15 protein-coding genes are annotated in these 14,484 nt (G+C 66.3%); 12 read left to right on the top strand and 3 right to left on the bottom strand.

Features of this window, described 5'->3' with window-relative positions:
* The first annotated feature begins 13 nt into the window (after positions 1–13).
* Both FFI87_RS17985 and FFI87_RS17980 read left to right on the top strand, forming a co-directional pair.
* Entirely contained in the window at positions 14–1,018 is a 1,005-nt protein-coding gene (locus FFI87_RS17985) for an aldo/keto reductase (RefSeq protein WP_138849619.1), read from the top strand.
* Between the two features lie 189 nt (positions 1,019–1,207).
* Positions 1,208–1,744, top strand: a complete 537-nt coding sequence (locus FFI87_RS17980; protein ID WP_138849620.1) for a DUF3455 domain-containing protein — start codon at positions 1,208–1,210, stop codon at positions 1,742–1,744.
* Positions 1,745–1,853: 109 nt separating this feature from the next.
* On the opposite strand, the gene FFI87_RS17975 is transcribed toward FFI87_RS17980, so the two are convergent.
* The gene (locus FFI87_RS17975) at positions 1,854–2,519 is read right to left on the bottom strand and encodes an O-methyltransferase (RefSeq protein ID WP_138849621.1); all 666 of its coding nucleotides are present in this window, start codon (positions 2,517–2,519) and stop codon (positions 1,854–1,856) included.
* Positions 2,520–2,612: 93 nt separating this feature from the next.
* Between FFI87_RS17975 and FFI87_RS17970 the strand changes: the two genes are divergently transcribed.
* Complete coding sequence (locus FFI87_RS17970; RefSeq protein ID WP_261378605.1) at positions 2,613–3,245, top strand: TetR family transcriptional regulator; 633 nt, start codon at positions 2,613–2,615, stop codon at positions 3,243–3,245.
* Positions 3,246–3,758: 513 nt separating this feature from the next.
* A complete protein-coding gene (locus FFI87_RS17965; protein ID WP_138849623.1) occupies positions 3,759–5,147 on the top strand; it encodes an NCS2 family permease in 1,389 nt (462 codons plus the stop codon).
* Positions 5,148–5,402: 255 nt separating this feature from the next.
* Here the strand turns inward: FFI87_RS17965 and FFI87_RS17960 are convergent, their stop codons facing one another.
* Complete coding sequence (locus FFI87_RS17960) at positions 5,403–6,455, bottom strand: RNA-guided endonuclease InsQ/TnpB family protein (RefSeq protein ID WP_138849624.1); 1,053 nt, start codon at positions 6,453–6,455, stop codon at positions 5,403–5,405.
* 119 nt (positions 6,456–6,574) lie between these two features.
* On the opposite strand from FFI87_RS17960, the gene FFI87_RS17955 reads away from it, so the two are divergent.
* From FFI87_RS17955 to FFI87_RS17940, 4 genes are all read left to right on the top strand, one after another.
* Entirely contained in the window at positions 6,575–7,168 is a 594-nt protein-coding gene (locus FFI87_RS17955; protein ID WP_012366983.1) for a hypothetical protein, read from the top strand.
* Between the two features lie 90 nt (positions 7,169–7,258).
* Positions 7,259–8,179: a LysR substrate-binding domain-containing protein gene (locus FFI87_RS17950; protein WP_175656710.1), complete on the top strand. Its 921-nt coding sequence runs from the start codon at positions 7,259–7,261 to the stop codon at positions 8,177–8,179.
* A gap of 226 nt (positions 8,180–8,405) precedes the next feature.
* Positions 8,406–9,188, top strand: a complete 783-nt coding sequence (locus tag FFI87_RS17945; RefSeq protein ID WP_138849625.1) for an ABC transporter substrate-binding protein — start codon at positions 8,406–8,408, stop codon at positions 9,186–9,188.
* A 258-nt stretch (positions 9,189–9,446) separates the two neighbouring features.
* Entirely contained in the window at positions 9,447–10,562 is a 1,116-nt protein-coding gene (locus tag FFI87_RS17940) for a succinylglutamate desuccinylase/aspartoacylase family protein (protein ID WP_138849626.1), read from the top strand.
* Positions 10,563–10,709: 147 nt separating this feature from the next.
* Here the strand turns inward: FFI87_RS17940 and FFI87_RS17935 are convergent, their stop codons facing one another.
* Positions 10,710–11,516, bottom strand: a complete 807-nt coding sequence (locus FFI87_RS17935; protein ID WP_138849627.1) for a MetQ/NlpA family ABC transporter substrate-binding protein — start codon at positions 11,514–11,516, stop codon at positions 10,710–10,712.
* Positions 11,517–11,823: 307 nt separating this feature from the next.
* On the opposite strand from FFI87_RS17935, the gene FFI87_RS17930 reads away from it, so the two are divergent.
* The 4 genes from FFI87_RS17930 (at position 11,824) to FFI87_RS17915 (ending at position 14,254) form a co-directional block, all read left to right on the top strand.
* A complete protein-coding gene (locus tag FFI87_RS17930) occupies positions 11,824–12,978 on the top strand; it encodes a porin (protein ID WP_138849628.1) in 1,155 nt (384 codons plus the stop codon).
* A 208-nt stretch (positions 12,979–13,186) separates the two neighbouring features.
* A complete protein-coding gene (locus tag FFI87_RS17925) occupies positions 13,187–13,447 on the top strand; it encodes a DUF2866 domain-containing protein (RefSeq protein WP_006754283.1) in 261 nt (86 codons plus the stop codon).
* A 124-nt stretch (positions 13,448–13,571) separates the two neighbouring features.
* Positions 13,572–13,955: a DUF6232 family protein gene (locus tag FFI87_RS17920; protein ID WP_138849629.1), complete on the top strand. Its 384-nt coding sequence runs from the start codon at positions 13,572–13,574 to the stop codon at positions 13,953–13,955.
* A 71-nt stretch (positions 13,956–14,026) separates the two neighbouring features.
* On the top strand, positions 14,027–14,254 hold the full coding sequence (locus FFI87_RS17915; RefSeq protein ID WP_012366988.1) for a hypothetical protein: 228 nt from the start codon (positions 14,027–14,029) through the stop codon (positions 14,252–14,254).
* The last annotated feature ends 230 nt before the right edge of the window (positions 14,255–14,484 follow it).

Below are 14,484 nucleotides of genomic sequence, written 5' to 3'. Positions count from 1 at the left end.
TCCGAGACTGCTCATGAGAATCACGCTTCCTTCCCGCCTGGGTTTCGGCACCGCGCCGCTGGGCAACATGTACCGGGACATCCCGCACGAAGAAGCGCTGGCCACCGTCGATGCCGCGTGGCGTGGCGGCATCCGCTACTTCGACGCCGCGCCGCTGTATGGCGCCGGCCTCGCCGAGCTGCGTCTCGGTGAAGCGCTCGCCGGACGGCCGCGCGACGAATATTCGCTTGGCACCAAGGTCGGCCGGCTCGTCCTCGACGAACACGAGGACGCGTCGCAACGCGATCTCGGCGAAAAAGGCGGGCTGTTCCGTCACGGGCTGCCGAACCGGATCGTCTACGACTACACCGCGGACGGCACGCTGCGCTCGATCGAGGCCAGCCTCGCACGGCTGCGCACCGACCGGCTCGACACCGTGTGGATTCACGATCCGGCCGTCGATTTTCACGGCGACGCATGGCGCGACGTGTTCGACGTCGCGATGTCGGGCGCGGCGAAGGCGCTCACGCGGCTGCGCGACGAGAAGGTCATCAAGGGCTGGGGGCTCGGCGTGAACCGCGTCGAGCCGTGCGAACTCGCACTCGAACGTTCGGATCCGGACGGCTTCCTGCTCGCCGGACGCTATACGCTGCTCGATCACGCGGGCGCGCTCGAACGGCTGATGCCGGAAAGCGCCGCGCGCGGGCTCGGGATCATCGTCGGCGGCCCGTACAACTCGGGCGTGCTGGCGGGCGGCACGCATTTCGAGTACCAGCCGGCCACGCAGGCGATGCTCGAGCGCGTCGCGCGGATTCGCGGGCTCTGCGAACGGTTCGGTGTCGACGTTCGCGCGGTGGCCTTGCAATTTTCGCTCGCGCATCCGGCCGTCGCGGCCGCGATCCCCGGCGCGAGCCGGCCCGAGCGCATCGACGAGAACCTGCGTCTCGCGGCGGCGCCGATCCCGGCCGCACTGTGGGCGGCGTTGAAGGCCGACCACCTGATCGCCGAGCACGCACCGACGCCGGCCGGCGCGGTTTGAAGCGGTTTGAAGCGGTCTGAAGCGGCGGACGCGGCCGTGGCGGCGCGCGGCCGTGGCGATTGCGCGCCGGCAATCGCGGCGGCTATCGTCGCGATTGCCATTTCCGAATTGCAGCCTGCGCAATCGGCGTCTAGCGTTTACGGGTTCGACTCCGCACGATCGTCACCCGACCTGAAAGGACGCGCCGCCATGCCAAGCCCTTCCCCGACACGCGACATGTTGCTGGCCTTCGCGGCCGGTCTTTCATTCGCGGCCTGCGCCGCGCCGGCCTATGCCGACGATGCCACCGGCCTCGCACCGCCCGCTCCCGCGACACCCGTGCTGTCGACGACCGCGACCGGCGTGCAGATCTACGCATGCGAATACGATGCCGACCACCGGCTCGCGTGGGCATTCCAGCGCCCGGAAGCAATGCTGTTCGATGCCGGCGGCACGCTCGTCGTGCGGCACGGCGCGGGGCCGTCATGGGAAGCGCTCGATGGCAGCCGCATCACCGGCAAGAAGCTCGTGGAAGCGCCGAGCGCGCGCGTCGGCAGCGTTCCTCAATTGCTGCTCGCCGCGACGCCGGCCGCAACGGGCACGAAGGCCACGACCGGAACGCTCGCCGGCGTGCGCTTCGTGCAGCGGCTCGACACCGCGGGCGGCACGCCGCCGGAAACCGCGTGCTCGACCGAACATGCGGTCGGCCGCTTTCCGTATTTCGCGCGCTACGTGTTCCTGAAGTAACGCACGACGACGGCGGCTACCCGAACCGGGGCGCCGCCGTAACATGCAACTTGATCAGTTATCCTGCATTTTTACGCTATCGCTTCGGCTGCCGCGCGATGCCTCAACCTCAGCGAATCCGCATCGACAGTTCGACATCGCCGCCGAACGGCACCGACAGATAGCCGTTCTGCGGCGTACGCACGTAGGCGAGGTAGTCGGGGCTGTATTCGGCATTGTCGGCGACGACGAACGCGCCGGCCCGCAGCCGCGGCTCGACCCGTTCGAGAATCTCCGGATACAACGCCTTCGCGCCGTCGAGCAGCAGCAGGTCGACCGTATCCGGCAGATCGCTGGCCAGCGTGCGCAACGCATCGCCTTCCCGAATCTCCACCAGATCGGCCAGCCCGGCCGCGGCCAGATTGGCGCGCGCCCGCGCGACCTTCGACGCTTCGAACTCGCTGGTGATCACGCGGCCGCCGCCGTTGTCGCGCAGCGCGGCGGCGAGGTGCAGCGTCGAGATGCCGAACGACGTGCCGAACTCGACGATCGAACGTGCGCCGCAGGCGCGCGCGAGCATGTACAGCAGCGTGCCCGTCTCGCGCGACACCGCGAGCGGATAGTCCTTCAGGCGTGCATAGAAGTCGGCGTAATCGGTCTTGCTGCGCATCAGCCGCATTTGCTCGTCGTGCGACACGTTGGCGAAGTCCGGGTTCGATGCGGGCGACGAGGCTTCGGCTTCGTCGAACAGGCGCGCGAGCAGCGACGCCAACGGGTCGTGAATCAGGGTGGTCATGCGAATCTCCGAAGTCAGGTTGAGTGCGTCAGTACGCCCGACTAGAATATGACGAATCATTCAGGTTTTACTATTCGCATTGGCAGACCCGTCATGACCGACCGCCGCAACGCCCCGATCGCCTCGCGCAAGCAGCCCAAGCAGGCCCGCTCGACCCGTCTCGTCGACGACGTGCTGCAGGCCGCTATTCAGGTTTTGGCGACCGAAGGGGCGCAGCGCTTCACGATGGCGCGCGTAGCCGAGCGCGCCGGCGTGAGTGTCGGCTCGCTGTACCAGTACTTCCCGAACAAGGCGGCCGTGCTGTTCCGGCTCCAGCACGACGAATGGCGGCAAACCTCCGAGATGCTGTGCGGGATGCTGCAGGACACGCGCCAGACGCCGCCCGAGCGGCTGCGTACGGCCGTCCACGCGTTCATCCGTTCGGAATGCGACGAGGCGTCGATGCGCATCGCACTCGACGACGCCGCGCCCCTCTATCGCGACGCCCCCGAGGCGCGGGAAGTGAAGACCGAAGGCAACCGGGTCTTCAGCGCATTCATGCGCGAAATGCTGCCCGACGTGCCCGACGCCACGCATGCGCTCGCGTGCGAGCTGGTCATGACGACGCTCACGACGGGCGGCAAGGCGTTCTCCGAAACGGAACGCACGCCTGAGGAAATCGACGCCTATTCGAACGCGATGGCCGACATGTTCTGTGTGTACCTCGCGCATCTCGCGCGGGGTTGACGGACAAGGAGCCGGGACAACGAGCCAGAACCGGCGCGGCATGCGCGCGGCGCCGGCATCATCAGGATGCGGGTTCCGCGCGGCCGCTTTTACGCGCCTGCCCGGCCTCGACGAAAGACATCCGTAAGCCTCGACGCATCCCCCGCCCCGCCGCCCGCGCATTCAAATAATCGCCTTAACGGATTCGAACTAGGCGTATACACGCGTTCCGCGACGACGAAGCCCCGTTGCACGCCGATATAAGCGCTGCGACATGCGCTGCATGCTCTTCTCCCAATGGGACGTGATGGGCCGTTCGCCTAACCTTCGCTACGGCAAAGCACACGTGACGAGGTCGACCGCACCACGCGTCGTACGACGCGACGCACTCGCGCCCGCTTCGAAGCGCGTCCGACGACACGGCTCACGCGTCATGCGTCCCCACGACGTTGCCGACAATTTCAACCAGATACGAGACACCCTGACGACGGTCCGCTACAGGCCGTTTCAGCATGCTGATAAAGGAGCAAGCTCATGAGTGATACCCCGGTGCAGCCGACGGTCGGCGTCGGTGCGGAACAACCCGACTTCGGCGTCAAGGGAGCCATCGACCGGTACTTCGACATTTCGTCGCGCGGCAGCACGCAGCGTCGCGAAATCGTCGCGGGCGTGACCACCTTCCTCGCGATGGTCTATTCCGTGTTCGTCGTGCCCGGGATGTTCGGCAAGGCCGGCTTCGACACGAGCGCGGTATTCGTCGCGGTCTGTCTGACCACCGCCTTCGGTTCGCTGCTGATGGGCCTGTGGGCGAAGCTGCCGATCGCGATCGGCTGCGCGATTTCGCTGACGGCGTTCACCGCGTTCGGTCTCGTGCTCGGCAAGGGCCTGCCGCCCACCGTCGCGCTTGGCGCCGTGTTCCTGATGGGCCTCGTGTTCACCGGCATCTCGGTCACCGGCGTGCGTTCGTGGATCCTGCGCAACCTGCCCGCGGGCGTCGCGCACGGCACGGGGATCGGCATCGGCCTGTTCCTGCTGCTGATCGCGTCGAACGACGTCGGCCTCGTGATCAAGAACCCGGGCGCCGGCCTGCCGGTCTCGCTCGGCCAGATCACCGCGTTCCCGGTCATCATGTCGGTCGTCGGCCTCGCGGCGATCTTCGGGCTCGAGAAGCGCCGCGTGCCGGGCGGCATCCTGCTCGTCGTGGTCGCGATCTCGCTGATCGGCCTCGTGTTCGACCCGGCCGTCAAATACCGCGGCATCTTCGCGCTGCCGTCGCTGAGCGCGCCGGGCCACGCATCGCTGATCGGCGCGATGGACATCAAGGGCGCGCTGTCGATGGCCGTGCTGCCGAGCGTGCTGGCGCTCGTGATGACCGCCGTGTTCGACGCGACCGGCACGATCCGCGCGGTCGCCGGCCAGGCGGGCCAGCTCGACGAGAACGGCCGCATCATCAACGGCGGCCGCGCGCTGACCGCCGATTCGATCAGCTCGATCTTCTCGGGCTTCCTCGGCGGTGCGCCGGCCGCGGCCTACATCGAGTCGAGCGTCGGCGTGGCCGCCGGCGCGAAGACGGGCCTCGCGGCCGCGGTGGTCGGCCTGCTGTTCCTGGTCGTGATGTTCTTCTCGCCGCTCGCGGGCCTCGTGCCGTCGTACGCCACCGCACCCGCGCTGATGTACGTCGGCCTGCTGATGCTCGGCAGCGTGAGCAAGCTGCACATGGACGACATGGTCGACGCGATGTCGGGCCTCGTGTGCGCGGTGTTTATCGTGCTGACCGCGAACATCGTGACGGGCATCATGCTCGGCTTCTCGACGCTCGTGATCGGCCGCATCGCCAGCGGCGAATTCCGCAAGCTCAACGTCGGCACCGTGCTCATCGCGGCCGTGCTCGTCACGTTCTACCTCGGCGGCTGGGCGATCTGAGCGCGGCTCATGCGCGACGTCGCTTGCGAAAAGGACGGCGCGCAGCGGGACGACACCGTCTCCTCCCACCATCGTCGTCGATGGTCTCCCGGCCTGGAAACGCCAGTTTCCGGGCTTTTTTTGCGGGTGCGCCACGGAGCTCCGGCGCCTCGCTCGGCCGGCACGGGGCGGCATGCGTCGCGTCCGTTCACGAATCCGCACGCGGTGCTACGATCGCGCTTTGTCCTCCGGAACCGTCTTGACGTCCTCACCCGCCTAAAGGCAGGTGATTCCCACACCTGGCGATGCACGTCCGCATCGGAGAATGTTCAGCGCAGCGTTGATATCTCGATCATGCTCGACACCACATTCACTACAGGCCCACTCCCTCATTCGCAGTCCCGCGATACCTTTCGGCCGCGTCGTGCTGTCTTTCGATCCGCACGACGAACAGGACTGGGTAGAACCGCTTTCGTCGACTTCCTCGAACGTGGCCCCGTGCGCCATCGCCTTGTAACGGAGCTTGTTTCGGAAGGACGACCAGGACGCGTCGTAGACGCTCTTCGCCATCCTGGTTCTGGCGAGCTTCGCGGCCGACACGTTGCCGACCGCGATGTAATCGAAACGCCGCACCAGATCGAGCGCGAGCTTATGCTGGAAATCGGCACGGGCATTCGCGACCTTGGCGTGCAGCTTCGCGATATGCCGCTTGTGCTTTCGCGCCCGTTGCGCTTTCGCCAGCTTTTCCGTCGCTCGTCGACCGAACTGGTCATTGGGCAGCTTCTCGCCGGTCGAAAGTGTGGCGAAGTCTTTCAGGCCAAGATCGATGCCGACACCAGAACGGATCGGGCGGGCCTGAACATCGGGCATCTCGATCACGATATTCAAGAACCAGTTGCCGCGCGCATCCTGCGCGAAGTTGGTCCCATCCTTGATCTTGCCTTCGGGAAGCGGTCGGCTGTTGAACACGCGAAACGTGTTGCCGGCGAAACGGAACGCGTCACCCTCGCGCTTCAGGTCACGGCCCTTCAGCGGCACCCAGCCCAGCGATTTCCTGCCGCGATAGCGCAGGTAGGGCCGACGGTGCTGACTGCGCGACTTCGCATATTGCTCGCACGTCGCGTTGACCGTGCCGGAGTGGATGCCGAGCGCCTTGCTGCTCCCCGTCGTCAGCACGTTCAGATCGAATCCCGTCGGCCACTTCTTGCTCCACTTGAGCGCGTGCTTCTGCGTGTCATTGCAGAAGTTCCAGACGTAATTCACCGCACGGCTCTGCTTGTTGAGCAGTCCGTTGAGCGACTTCACGCGGTAGCGGTAGACAAGAATCATGCCGGTGATCCTAACCCGTGGAAGAAGCTGCCTGTCAACCGCACGCCTTTCCTTCCCGCCATCCGCCCCGAAGGAAGTCCCCTTGGGGGAAATGGCGGGGTTTCTCGGAGCAAATTCTGATGAATCCGTTCGGCATCGTCTCCGAATCAGACACGCGGACCGCGGCGCACAAGCCGCCTTTCATCCCGTCGTTCGGCTTCGTCGAGGTTCATGAATCGCGGCCGATCGACGCGCCGCCGTCGCGCATCATCGACGCCGTGGCCACGCTCGACATGCGGGCCGATCCGGTCATCGACGCGCTGCTGGCCGTGCGCGAAACCCCGGCGGCTGTCGCCCGCGTGCTGCGCAATCGTGCGCCCCAAGCCCCGCGCGAGCGCTTCGGTTTCGACTCCTTCACGCTGCTGCATCGCGACGACACGTCGCTGTCGCTCGGCCTCGTCGGACGCTTCTGGCACCCGACGCCCGACGTGCGGACGATCGCCGACGCCGCGGCCTTCGTGCGGCACGACGATCCGCACGACGCCAAGCTGGTGCTGCGCTTCGAGGTGATCGGACTGCGCTCCGGCATGCGCCTGCTGCGCACCGAAACCTTCGTGCATTGTCCGAGCGCGCGCACGCGGCTGCTGTTCCTGCCGTACTGGCTCGCGATTCGGCTGGGAAGCGGCTGGATCCGGCGGCGCACGCTGGCGGCGGTCGAGACGGCGCTCGCCTGACGCCTGACAAAACCGGCGCGCCGTCCAGGCGCGCTACCCTATCGATCTTCGCGCCGGCGCCCCGGCCCACCGCCAGATCCGAGCCGCTCGATGACCCGCATCCGCAACCACCTGAACACCGCGCAGCTCCACGCGTTCGTCTCCGCCGCGCATCACAAGAGCCTGCGCGCCGCCGCGCGCGAGCTCGGCGTCACGCAGCCCGCGATCACGCATACGATCCGCGAACTCGAAACGGCGCTGAACGCGGAACTGCTCGTGCGCAGCGTGCGCGGCGTCGAGCTGACCGCGTGCGGCCATGCGCTGCTGCCGCGCGCCGAGCAATTGCTCGGCGACATGCGCCGCACCGTCGAGGCCGTCGAGCAGGTGAAAGGGGAAATGTCCGGGCGCGTCGCGGTCGGCACGATGCCGTCGATCGCGCTGACCGCGCTGCCGCACGCGGTCACCGCATTCCGCCGGTCGATGCCGAACGTCAGCCTGCATCTCGAGGAAGTGACGGTGCCCGACGCGCTCGCGCAGCTGCGCAACGGCACGCTCGATATCGCTGCAATGCACCATGTGCCCGCGCTCGACCGCGATTTCACGCAGGTGCCGCTGCTGTCGACCGAATTCACCGTCGTGATGCGCGAAGGCCACCCGCTCGCGCACGCGCGCCGGTTAGAGGAATTGCTCGACGCCGAGTGGATCGTGACGGTCGGCGCCGAGCAGTTCCCACACAGCGTGATGAGCGCGATGTTCGACGCGCGCGGGCTGCCGCTGCCGAAGCGCCTGCTGCGCTCGCCGATGTCGTTCGCGGTGACGCTCGGGCTGGTCGCGCGCTCCGACGTGATCGGCTGTTTCACACGCCCGCTGGCCGCGATGGTGGCGCCGCTCGGCATCCGCACGGCCGAGCTCGACGAAAGCATGCCGCGCTTCGACCTGTCGATCATCGCGCGCCGCGACCTGCTGCCGACGCCCGCCGTCTCGGAATTCGTCGGTTGCCTGCAGCGCGCGGTCAACGAAACGCTCGGCTGAACCGTTCCTAGGTCTGAAACGGTCGCGCGCCGCATGCGCGGGCGTCGGGTCCGGTATCGGGGCTTGTCCTAGGCGCCCTCCGGGTATTTTGTCTTGATAATCTTGCGCACGTCGCGCGCCCGCATCGGGCAGGCGAAACGGACAGTCCGATGCGAAACCGCGCCGGACCGAAGGCTTACGGCGCGGCACAACCGCGCACCCATCGAACAAAACGAGGAGTGACCGAGTGAAAAAGATTCTTGCGGCTGTGACCGTGGCCGTGCTCGCCGTTTCGGCCGGCACCGCGTACGCGAAGGACTGGACGACCGTGCGCTTCGGCGTCGACGCAAGCTACCCGCCTTTCGAATCGAAAGACGCGAGCGGCAAGGTGGTCGGTTTCGACGTCGATCTCGGCAACGAGATCTGCCGCCGCATGAACGCGAAGTGCGTGTGGATCGAAAACGACTTCGACGGGATGATCCCGGCACTGAAGGCACGCAAGTTCGACGGCGTCCTGTCGTCGATGTCGATGACGCCGGCGCGCCAGGAACAGATCGCGTTCTCCGAGAAGCTGTTCAACACGCCGACGCGCCTCGTCGCGAAGAAGGGCTCGGGCCTGATGCCGACCGCCGAATCGCTGAAGGGCAAGTCGGTCGGTGTCGAGCAGGGCACGATCCAGGAAACCTATGCGAAGACGTACTGGGCCGCGAAGGGCGTGAAGGTCGTGCCTTACCAGAACCAGGACCAGGTCTACGCCGACCTGATCGCGGGCCGTCTGGACGGCGCGCTGCAGGATGCGGTGCAGGCCGAGATCGGCTTCCTGAAGACCCCGCGCGGCGCGAACTTCGATTTCGCCGGCAAGGACATCGACGATCCGAAGACGCTCGGCAACGGCGCGGGCATCGGCCTGCGCAAGGAAGACACCGACCTGAAGGCGAAGATCGACAGCGCGATCACGGGCATGCGCAAGGACGGCACGTACCAGAAGATCGCGAAGAAGTACTTCGATTTCGACGTGTACGGCAAGTAATACCGCGTAAAAGCGCGCTTCTCATCCGCGCAGACGGGCTCCGCAAGGAGCCCGTTTTTTTTGCCCGCGTGTGACCAAACGCTGCGGGCGACGCGGGTGCGCAGGCCCGCCGGGCCGTTATTTTTTACGCGCCAACCCGATGATTCGCAAAGGGAAACGACGCGCCGCTCGCGTGGTTTGATAGGTTCGCGGAAGGCAACGTACAATCGATCTTCCACGCATACGGATCACTCGCGGCTGCGCCGCCCTCCCCTCATCATGCAAACGCAGACCCATCCGCTGATTTCCCCCGCCGTCGGCACCGAACGCCAGATCACGAGCTTCCACTACGGCCCGCGCGGCGGCAAGAAGGTCTACATCCAGTCGTCGCTGCACGCGGACGAACTGCCCGGCATGCTGGTCGCCGCGCTGCTGCGCCGCAAGATCGCCGCGCTCGAGACGGCCGGCAAGCTGCGCGGCGAAGTGGTCATTGTCCCGGTACCGAACCCGATCGGCCTGTCGCAGCACGTGTTCGGCGATCACCTCGGCCGCTTCGAGCTCGGCTCGATGCAGAACTTCAACCGCAATTTCTACGATCTCGCGGCGCTCGTGCTGCCGCGCATCGAAGGCCGCCTGACGAACGACGCGCAGCGCAACCTCGCCGCGGTACGCGCCGCGATGCGCGAGGCGCTCGACGAGCAGAAGCCGCGCACCGAACTGGACTCGCAGCGCCTCGCGCTGCAGAAGCTGTCGTTCGACGCCGACATCGTGCTCGACCTGCATTGCGACAGCGACGCGGTACTGCACCTCTACACGAACCCCGATCTGTGGGAAGACGTCGAGCCGCTGGCGCGCTACCTGGATGCGCAGGCGTCGCTGCTCGCGCTGAATTCGGTCGGCAATCCGTTCGACGAGATCCACAGCTTTTGCTGGTCGGATCTGCGCAACCGCTTCGGCGATCGTTTCCCGATCCCGAACGGCGCGATTTCCGTCACGGTCGAACTGCGCAGCGAGCGCGACGTGTCGTACGAGTTCGCCGAGAAGGACGCACTGGGGATCGTCGAATACCTGACGGAACGCGGCGTCATCGACGGCACGCCCGCGCCGCTGCCGCCGCTCTCGCATCCGGCCACGCCGCTCGCGGGCACCGATCCGCTCGTGGCCCCCGTGTCGGGCGTGATCGTGTTCCGCACGCCGGTCGGCGCGTGGATCGAGGCCGGCCAGGAAGTGGCCGACATCGTCGATCCGCTGACCGATCGCGTGATCACGCTGAAGAGCAGCGTGTCGGGCGTGCTGTACGCGCGCCAGATCGTGCGCTTCGCGACGGCCGGGATGGAAGTCGCGCGGATCGCCGGCGCGACGCCGATCCGCACCGGGTCGCTGCTGTCGGCCTGAGCGGCGGGGGCGGCCTGAGCCGCGAGCGCCCACGCGCCGCCTCGCGGCCCGCGCCAACGACATCGCCCGCTTGCGCGGGCGATGTGCTTTGGGGCCCGGCGGGAGGCCCGGCGCGGCAGCCGGGCGGCGGCTGGCTTGCGTCGGCGTTCAGAACGCCGGCACGATCGCGCCGCCGAACTTCTGGTCGATGAACTTGCGCACGTCGTCCGACTCATAGGCCGCGACGAGCTTCTTCACCCACGGCTTGTCCTTGTCCTGCGCGCGCACCGCGATCAGGTTCGCGTACGGCCCGCGCAGATCCTCGATCGCGATCGCATCCTTCGCCGGCGTGAGCCCGGCCTTCACCGCGTAGTCGGTGTTGATCGACGCGGCGTCGAGGTCGGGCAGCGCGCGCGGCAGTTGCGCGGCGTCGAGCTCGACGATCCTGATCTTCTTCGGATTCTCCGCGACGTCGAGCGGCGTCGCGTTCACGCCGTTCGAGCCGGCGCCCGCCTTCAGCTTGATCACCCCGTATTTCTGCAGCAGCAGCAGCGCGCGGTTGCCGTTCGACGGATCGTTCTGGATCCCGACCTTCGCGCCGGCCGGCAAGTCCTTCAGCGACTTGAGCTTCTTCGAATAGAAGCCCATCGGCGCCGTGTAGGTCAGCCCGACATTGACGATGCGGTAGCCGCGCTGCTTGATCTGGCTGTCGAGAAACGGCTGGTGCTGGAAGCCGTTCGCATCGAGGTCGCCCGCGTCGAGCGCGGCGTTCGGCTGCACGTAATCGTTGAATTCGATGACCTTGATCGCGAGGCCCTCGCGTGCGGCGACTTTCGTCACCTCGGTCCAGATCTGCGCGTCGGGGCCGCTCATCGTGCCGATCTTCAGCGTCTGCGGATCGGCGTGCGCGCCGGGCGCGGCAAAGGCCAGCGCCGCGGCAAGCGCGCCGAGGCCGGTCAGGATCGAACGTCGCATGGTGTCCTCTTGTCCCGTGTGGTTGTTCAAGCGCGCATCGTGGCACGGGGCCGGAACAGCACCAACCAAGCTTATTTCATGTGCATATTCCGGATCCCGATGGAATCTCAGGCGGAATCGGTATAACTCCCTGCTGTACAACCGGGCAGAATCCAGTGTCGCATCGGCGCCACACATTGGTCATATGACAGTCGCTGTCATATTCATTACGTGGCCCGCCGATAAAGTTGCCGCCGGTCCGTGAAAGCGCCCGCAGAGAGCGCCGGAACCGCAACTGGACACGCCATTCATTCGCTCGGAGAATCCTTTGAACAAGAAACTGTTGACCATCGCCATCCTCGCAGCAACGGCCGGCACGGCACACGCGCAAAGCAGCGTGACCCTGTACGGCGTGATCGACGCCGGTATCAGCTACGTGAACCACAGCAAGACCGCAAACGGCGGCAGCGGCAAGTTGTTCAAGTACGACGACGGCGTGGCCCAGGGCAGCCGTTGGGGCCTGCGCGGCACCGAAGACCTCGGTGGCGGCCTGAAGGCGATCTTCGTGCTCGAAAACGGCTTCAACAGCGGCAACGGCACGATCGGCCAAGGTGGCGCGATCTTCGGCCGCCAGGCTTACGTTGGCCTGAGCCAGTCGCAATTCGGTACGGTCACGCTCGGCCGTCAGTACTCGTTCTCGACCGACATCCTCGGTTCGAACTACTCGACGGGCGGCAACACGGTCGCGGGCAACTACGCGTACCACGTGAACGACGTCGACCAGCTCACGTCGAGCCGCATCAACAACTCGGTGAAGTTCCAGAGCGCAAACTACGCCGGCTTCACGTTCGGCGCGTTGTACGGCTTCTCGAACTCGACCGACTTCGCTGGCGCAGCGGGCACGGGCGCGACGAACACGGGCGGCTCGTCGCGTGCATACAGCTTCGGCGTGAACTACGCGAACGGCCCGTTCGCACTCGGCGCGGCCTACACGGACATCCGCTTCCCGAGCCAGTCGTCGCCGGCATTCTCGACGACGATCGCGAACATCAGCACGGGTAACATCCGCGACCTGCGCACGTACGGCGTCGGCGGCCGCTACATCTTCGGCCCGGCAACGGCATGGGCCCTGTGGACGCGCACGCAGTTCACCCCGGTCGCAGCCGGCGCATCGGGCACGTTCTACAACGCATACGAAGCGGGCCTGAAGTACGCGTTCACGCCGGCCCTGTCGGCAGCAGCGGGCTACACGTACACGAACGCCACGCAAAACGGCGGCTCGGCACACTGGAACCAGGGCAACCTGGGCCTGGACTACGCGCTCAGCAAGCGTACGGACGTGTACGGCCTGGTCGTCTACCAGAAGGCGTCGGGCAACAACGTGCAAGCGCAGATCGGCTCGAGCACGAGCTACTTCAACACGTCGGGCACGGGTTCGTCGAACCAGCTGGCCGCTCGCGTCGGCATCCGTCACAAGTTCTAAAGCATCCGCTTAACTCGCGGATCACGACGGCAAGAAGCGCCCCGCTCCACGCGGGGCGCTTTTTTATGGGCTTTTAAGTTTCGCTTAATTCTGGGCTGAGAGGATGCTTCCACCCCCCCTGTTGGCCGCCTGAGCATCGGCGGCTTTTTTTTTGAGAACCGCTACGGCACCGCCATCAACTGCCCACAAGACAGGATCGGAGGCCAAGATGATCGAAGATACCGTTTACAGCCATCTGCACGCGCTTCTGACGCGCCAGCATTCGCTACCGGTCCAGAGCTGCCGCGTGTCGGTGGAAATGCAGCGCCCGTGGGGCCGGCCGTACCGGCTCGTCGAATGGACGATGCATCTCGACGCGCCCGCGCGGCGCCAGATCGTGCCGGCCGAATCGACCGACGAAGAGATCGCCGAGGTCGTCGCTTCGCATGTGCCGGGCCGCCTGTACGGCGACGGCCGGCTGCAGTTCTGATTCCCTCTCCATACGCGTCGCTGTCCGCGTCGCAACCGGCCCGCACGCATCGTGCGGCACTCGGTCTCGTTTGACGCGGCAACGAAGTCTGCTACGCTGCGCGTTTTCGTCCACGCAACACACGATGGAAAACGCATTCAACGAACGCGGCGTGACGATCACGCGCAACGGCCTGTCGGCCGCGGGCCAAGTCTTTCCGCTGCGTGACATCCGCAACGTCGACGTCGTCAAGATCCCGAAGAATCGCCTCGTGCCGTGGCTGATCTCGCTGATCGGCGTGGCCGCCGCCATCGCCGGCGGCATCGGCGGATCGAGCGGCGCGCTGGTCGTCGGCGTGATGCTCGCCGTCGTCGGCTATCTCGCCTGGACCACGCAGGACATCACGTACCGGCTGATGGTCGAGATGCCCGACGGCAAGCGCGAAGCGCTGTCGAGCGTCGACCCCGAGTTCGTCGAGCGCGTCGCGCAGATCGTGCGCGAGGCACGCGCCGCGACGGCCGCCGGCTGATTTCCGCTGCGCGCGCCCACCACCTACTATGAAATGAGCGGCACGCCGCCGCATCGTTCGAGGAGGTGGGCATGAACCCCCAATCGCTGTCCGGCATGCTGCGCGCGCAGGAGTTGCTGCTCGTCTCGATGATTCGCACGCTGCCGCCCGACACACGCCGCGCGCTCGTCGACCTCTACGCCGAACAGCTCGCGTTCGCCGAACAGACCGGCTTCGAAGGCCACGGCGATCGCGCGACGCACGATGCGTTCCTTGCGCATGCGCGCAACCTGCTGATTCGCATCGAAGCGCTGGCCTAGCGCCTGTCTTTCCCGAATTCATCCCCGCGCGGCTCGCCCGACTCGCGCCGACGGCGCGTGTCCGCACTCGCCGTTTTCCGTTCTTGTATTGATAATGATTCTCATTTACACTGGGAGAACCATTAGTTTCCTTTCAATTCGCCGTTCGGCGCCTGTCGCGCGCGAACGGGCCAGCCAGGTGAACCCGTCACCCAGCCAGCCTTCGGGCTCGTTATCGTCAATGGGAGACC

Origin of the sequence: Burkholderia sp. KBS0801 (assembly GCF_005937855.2) — a bacterium.
In the GTDB taxonomy this organism is placed as follows: domain Bacteria; phylum Pseudomonadota; class Gammaproteobacteria; order Burkholderiales; family Burkholderiaceae; genus Burkholderia; species Burkholderia ambifaria.
Note: the sequence above shows the minus strand (reverse complement) of the source record. Positions and strands in the feature narration are given on the sequence as shown.

What these genes read in the sequence shown, in the direction of transcription:
- FFI87_RS17985 (WP_138849619.1), top strand. Translation starts at nt 14, where the DNA reads ATGAGAATCACGCTTCCTTCCCGCCTGGGTTTCGGCACCGCGCCGCTG.
- FFI87_RS17980 (WP_138849620.1), top strand. Translation starts at nt 1,208, where the DNA reads ATGCCAAGCCCTTCCCCGACACGCGACATGTTGCTGGCCTTCGCGGCC.
- FFI87_RS17975 (WP_138849621.1), bottom strand. Translation starts at nt 2,519, where the DNA reads ATGACCACCCTGATTCACGACCCGTTGGCGTCGCTGCTCGCGCGCCTG.
- FFI87_RS17970 (WP_261378605.1), top strand. Translation starts at nt 2,613, where the DNA reads ATGACCGACCGCCGCAACGCCCCGATCGCCTCGCGCAAGCAGCCCAAG.
- FFI87_RS17965 (WP_138849623.1), top strand. Translation starts at nt 3,759, where the DNA reads ATGAGTGATACCCCGGTGCAGCCGACGGTCGGCGTCGGTGCGGAACAA.
- FFI87_RS17960 (WP_138849624.1), bottom strand. Translation starts at nt 6,455, where the DNA reads ATGATTCTTGTCTACCGCTACCGCGTGAAGTCGCTCAACGGACTGCTC.
- FFI87_RS17955 (WP_012366983.1), top strand. Translation starts at nt 6,575, where the DNA reads ATGAATCCGTTCGGCATCGTCTCCGAATCAGACACGCGGACCGCGGCG.
- FFI87_RS17950 (WP_175656710.1), top strand. Translation starts at nt 7,259, where the DNA reads ATGACCCGCATCCGCAACCACCTGAACACCGCGCAGCTCCACGCGTTC.
- FFI87_RS17940 (WP_138849626.1), top strand. Translation starts at nt 9,447, where the DNA reads ATGCAAACGCAGACCCATCCGCTGATTTCCCCCGCCGTCGGCACCGAA.
- FFI87_RS17935 (WP_138849627.1), bottom strand. Translation starts at nt 11,516, where the DNA reads ATGCGACGTTCGATCCTGACCGGCCTCGGCGCGCTTGCCGCGGCGCTG.
- FFI87_RS17925 (WP_006754283.1), top strand. Translation starts at nt 13,187, where the DNA reads ATGATCGAAGATACCGTTTACAGCCATCTGCACGCGCTTCTGACGCGC.
- FFI87_RS17920 (WP_138849629.1), top strand. Translation starts at nt 13,572, where the DNA reads ATGGAAAACGCATTCAACGAACGCGGCGTGACGATCACGCGCAACGGC.
- FFI87_RS17915 (WP_012366988.1), top strand. Translation starts at nt 14,027, where the DNA reads ATGAACCCCCAATCGCTGTCCGGCATGCTGCGCGCGCAGGAGTTGCTG.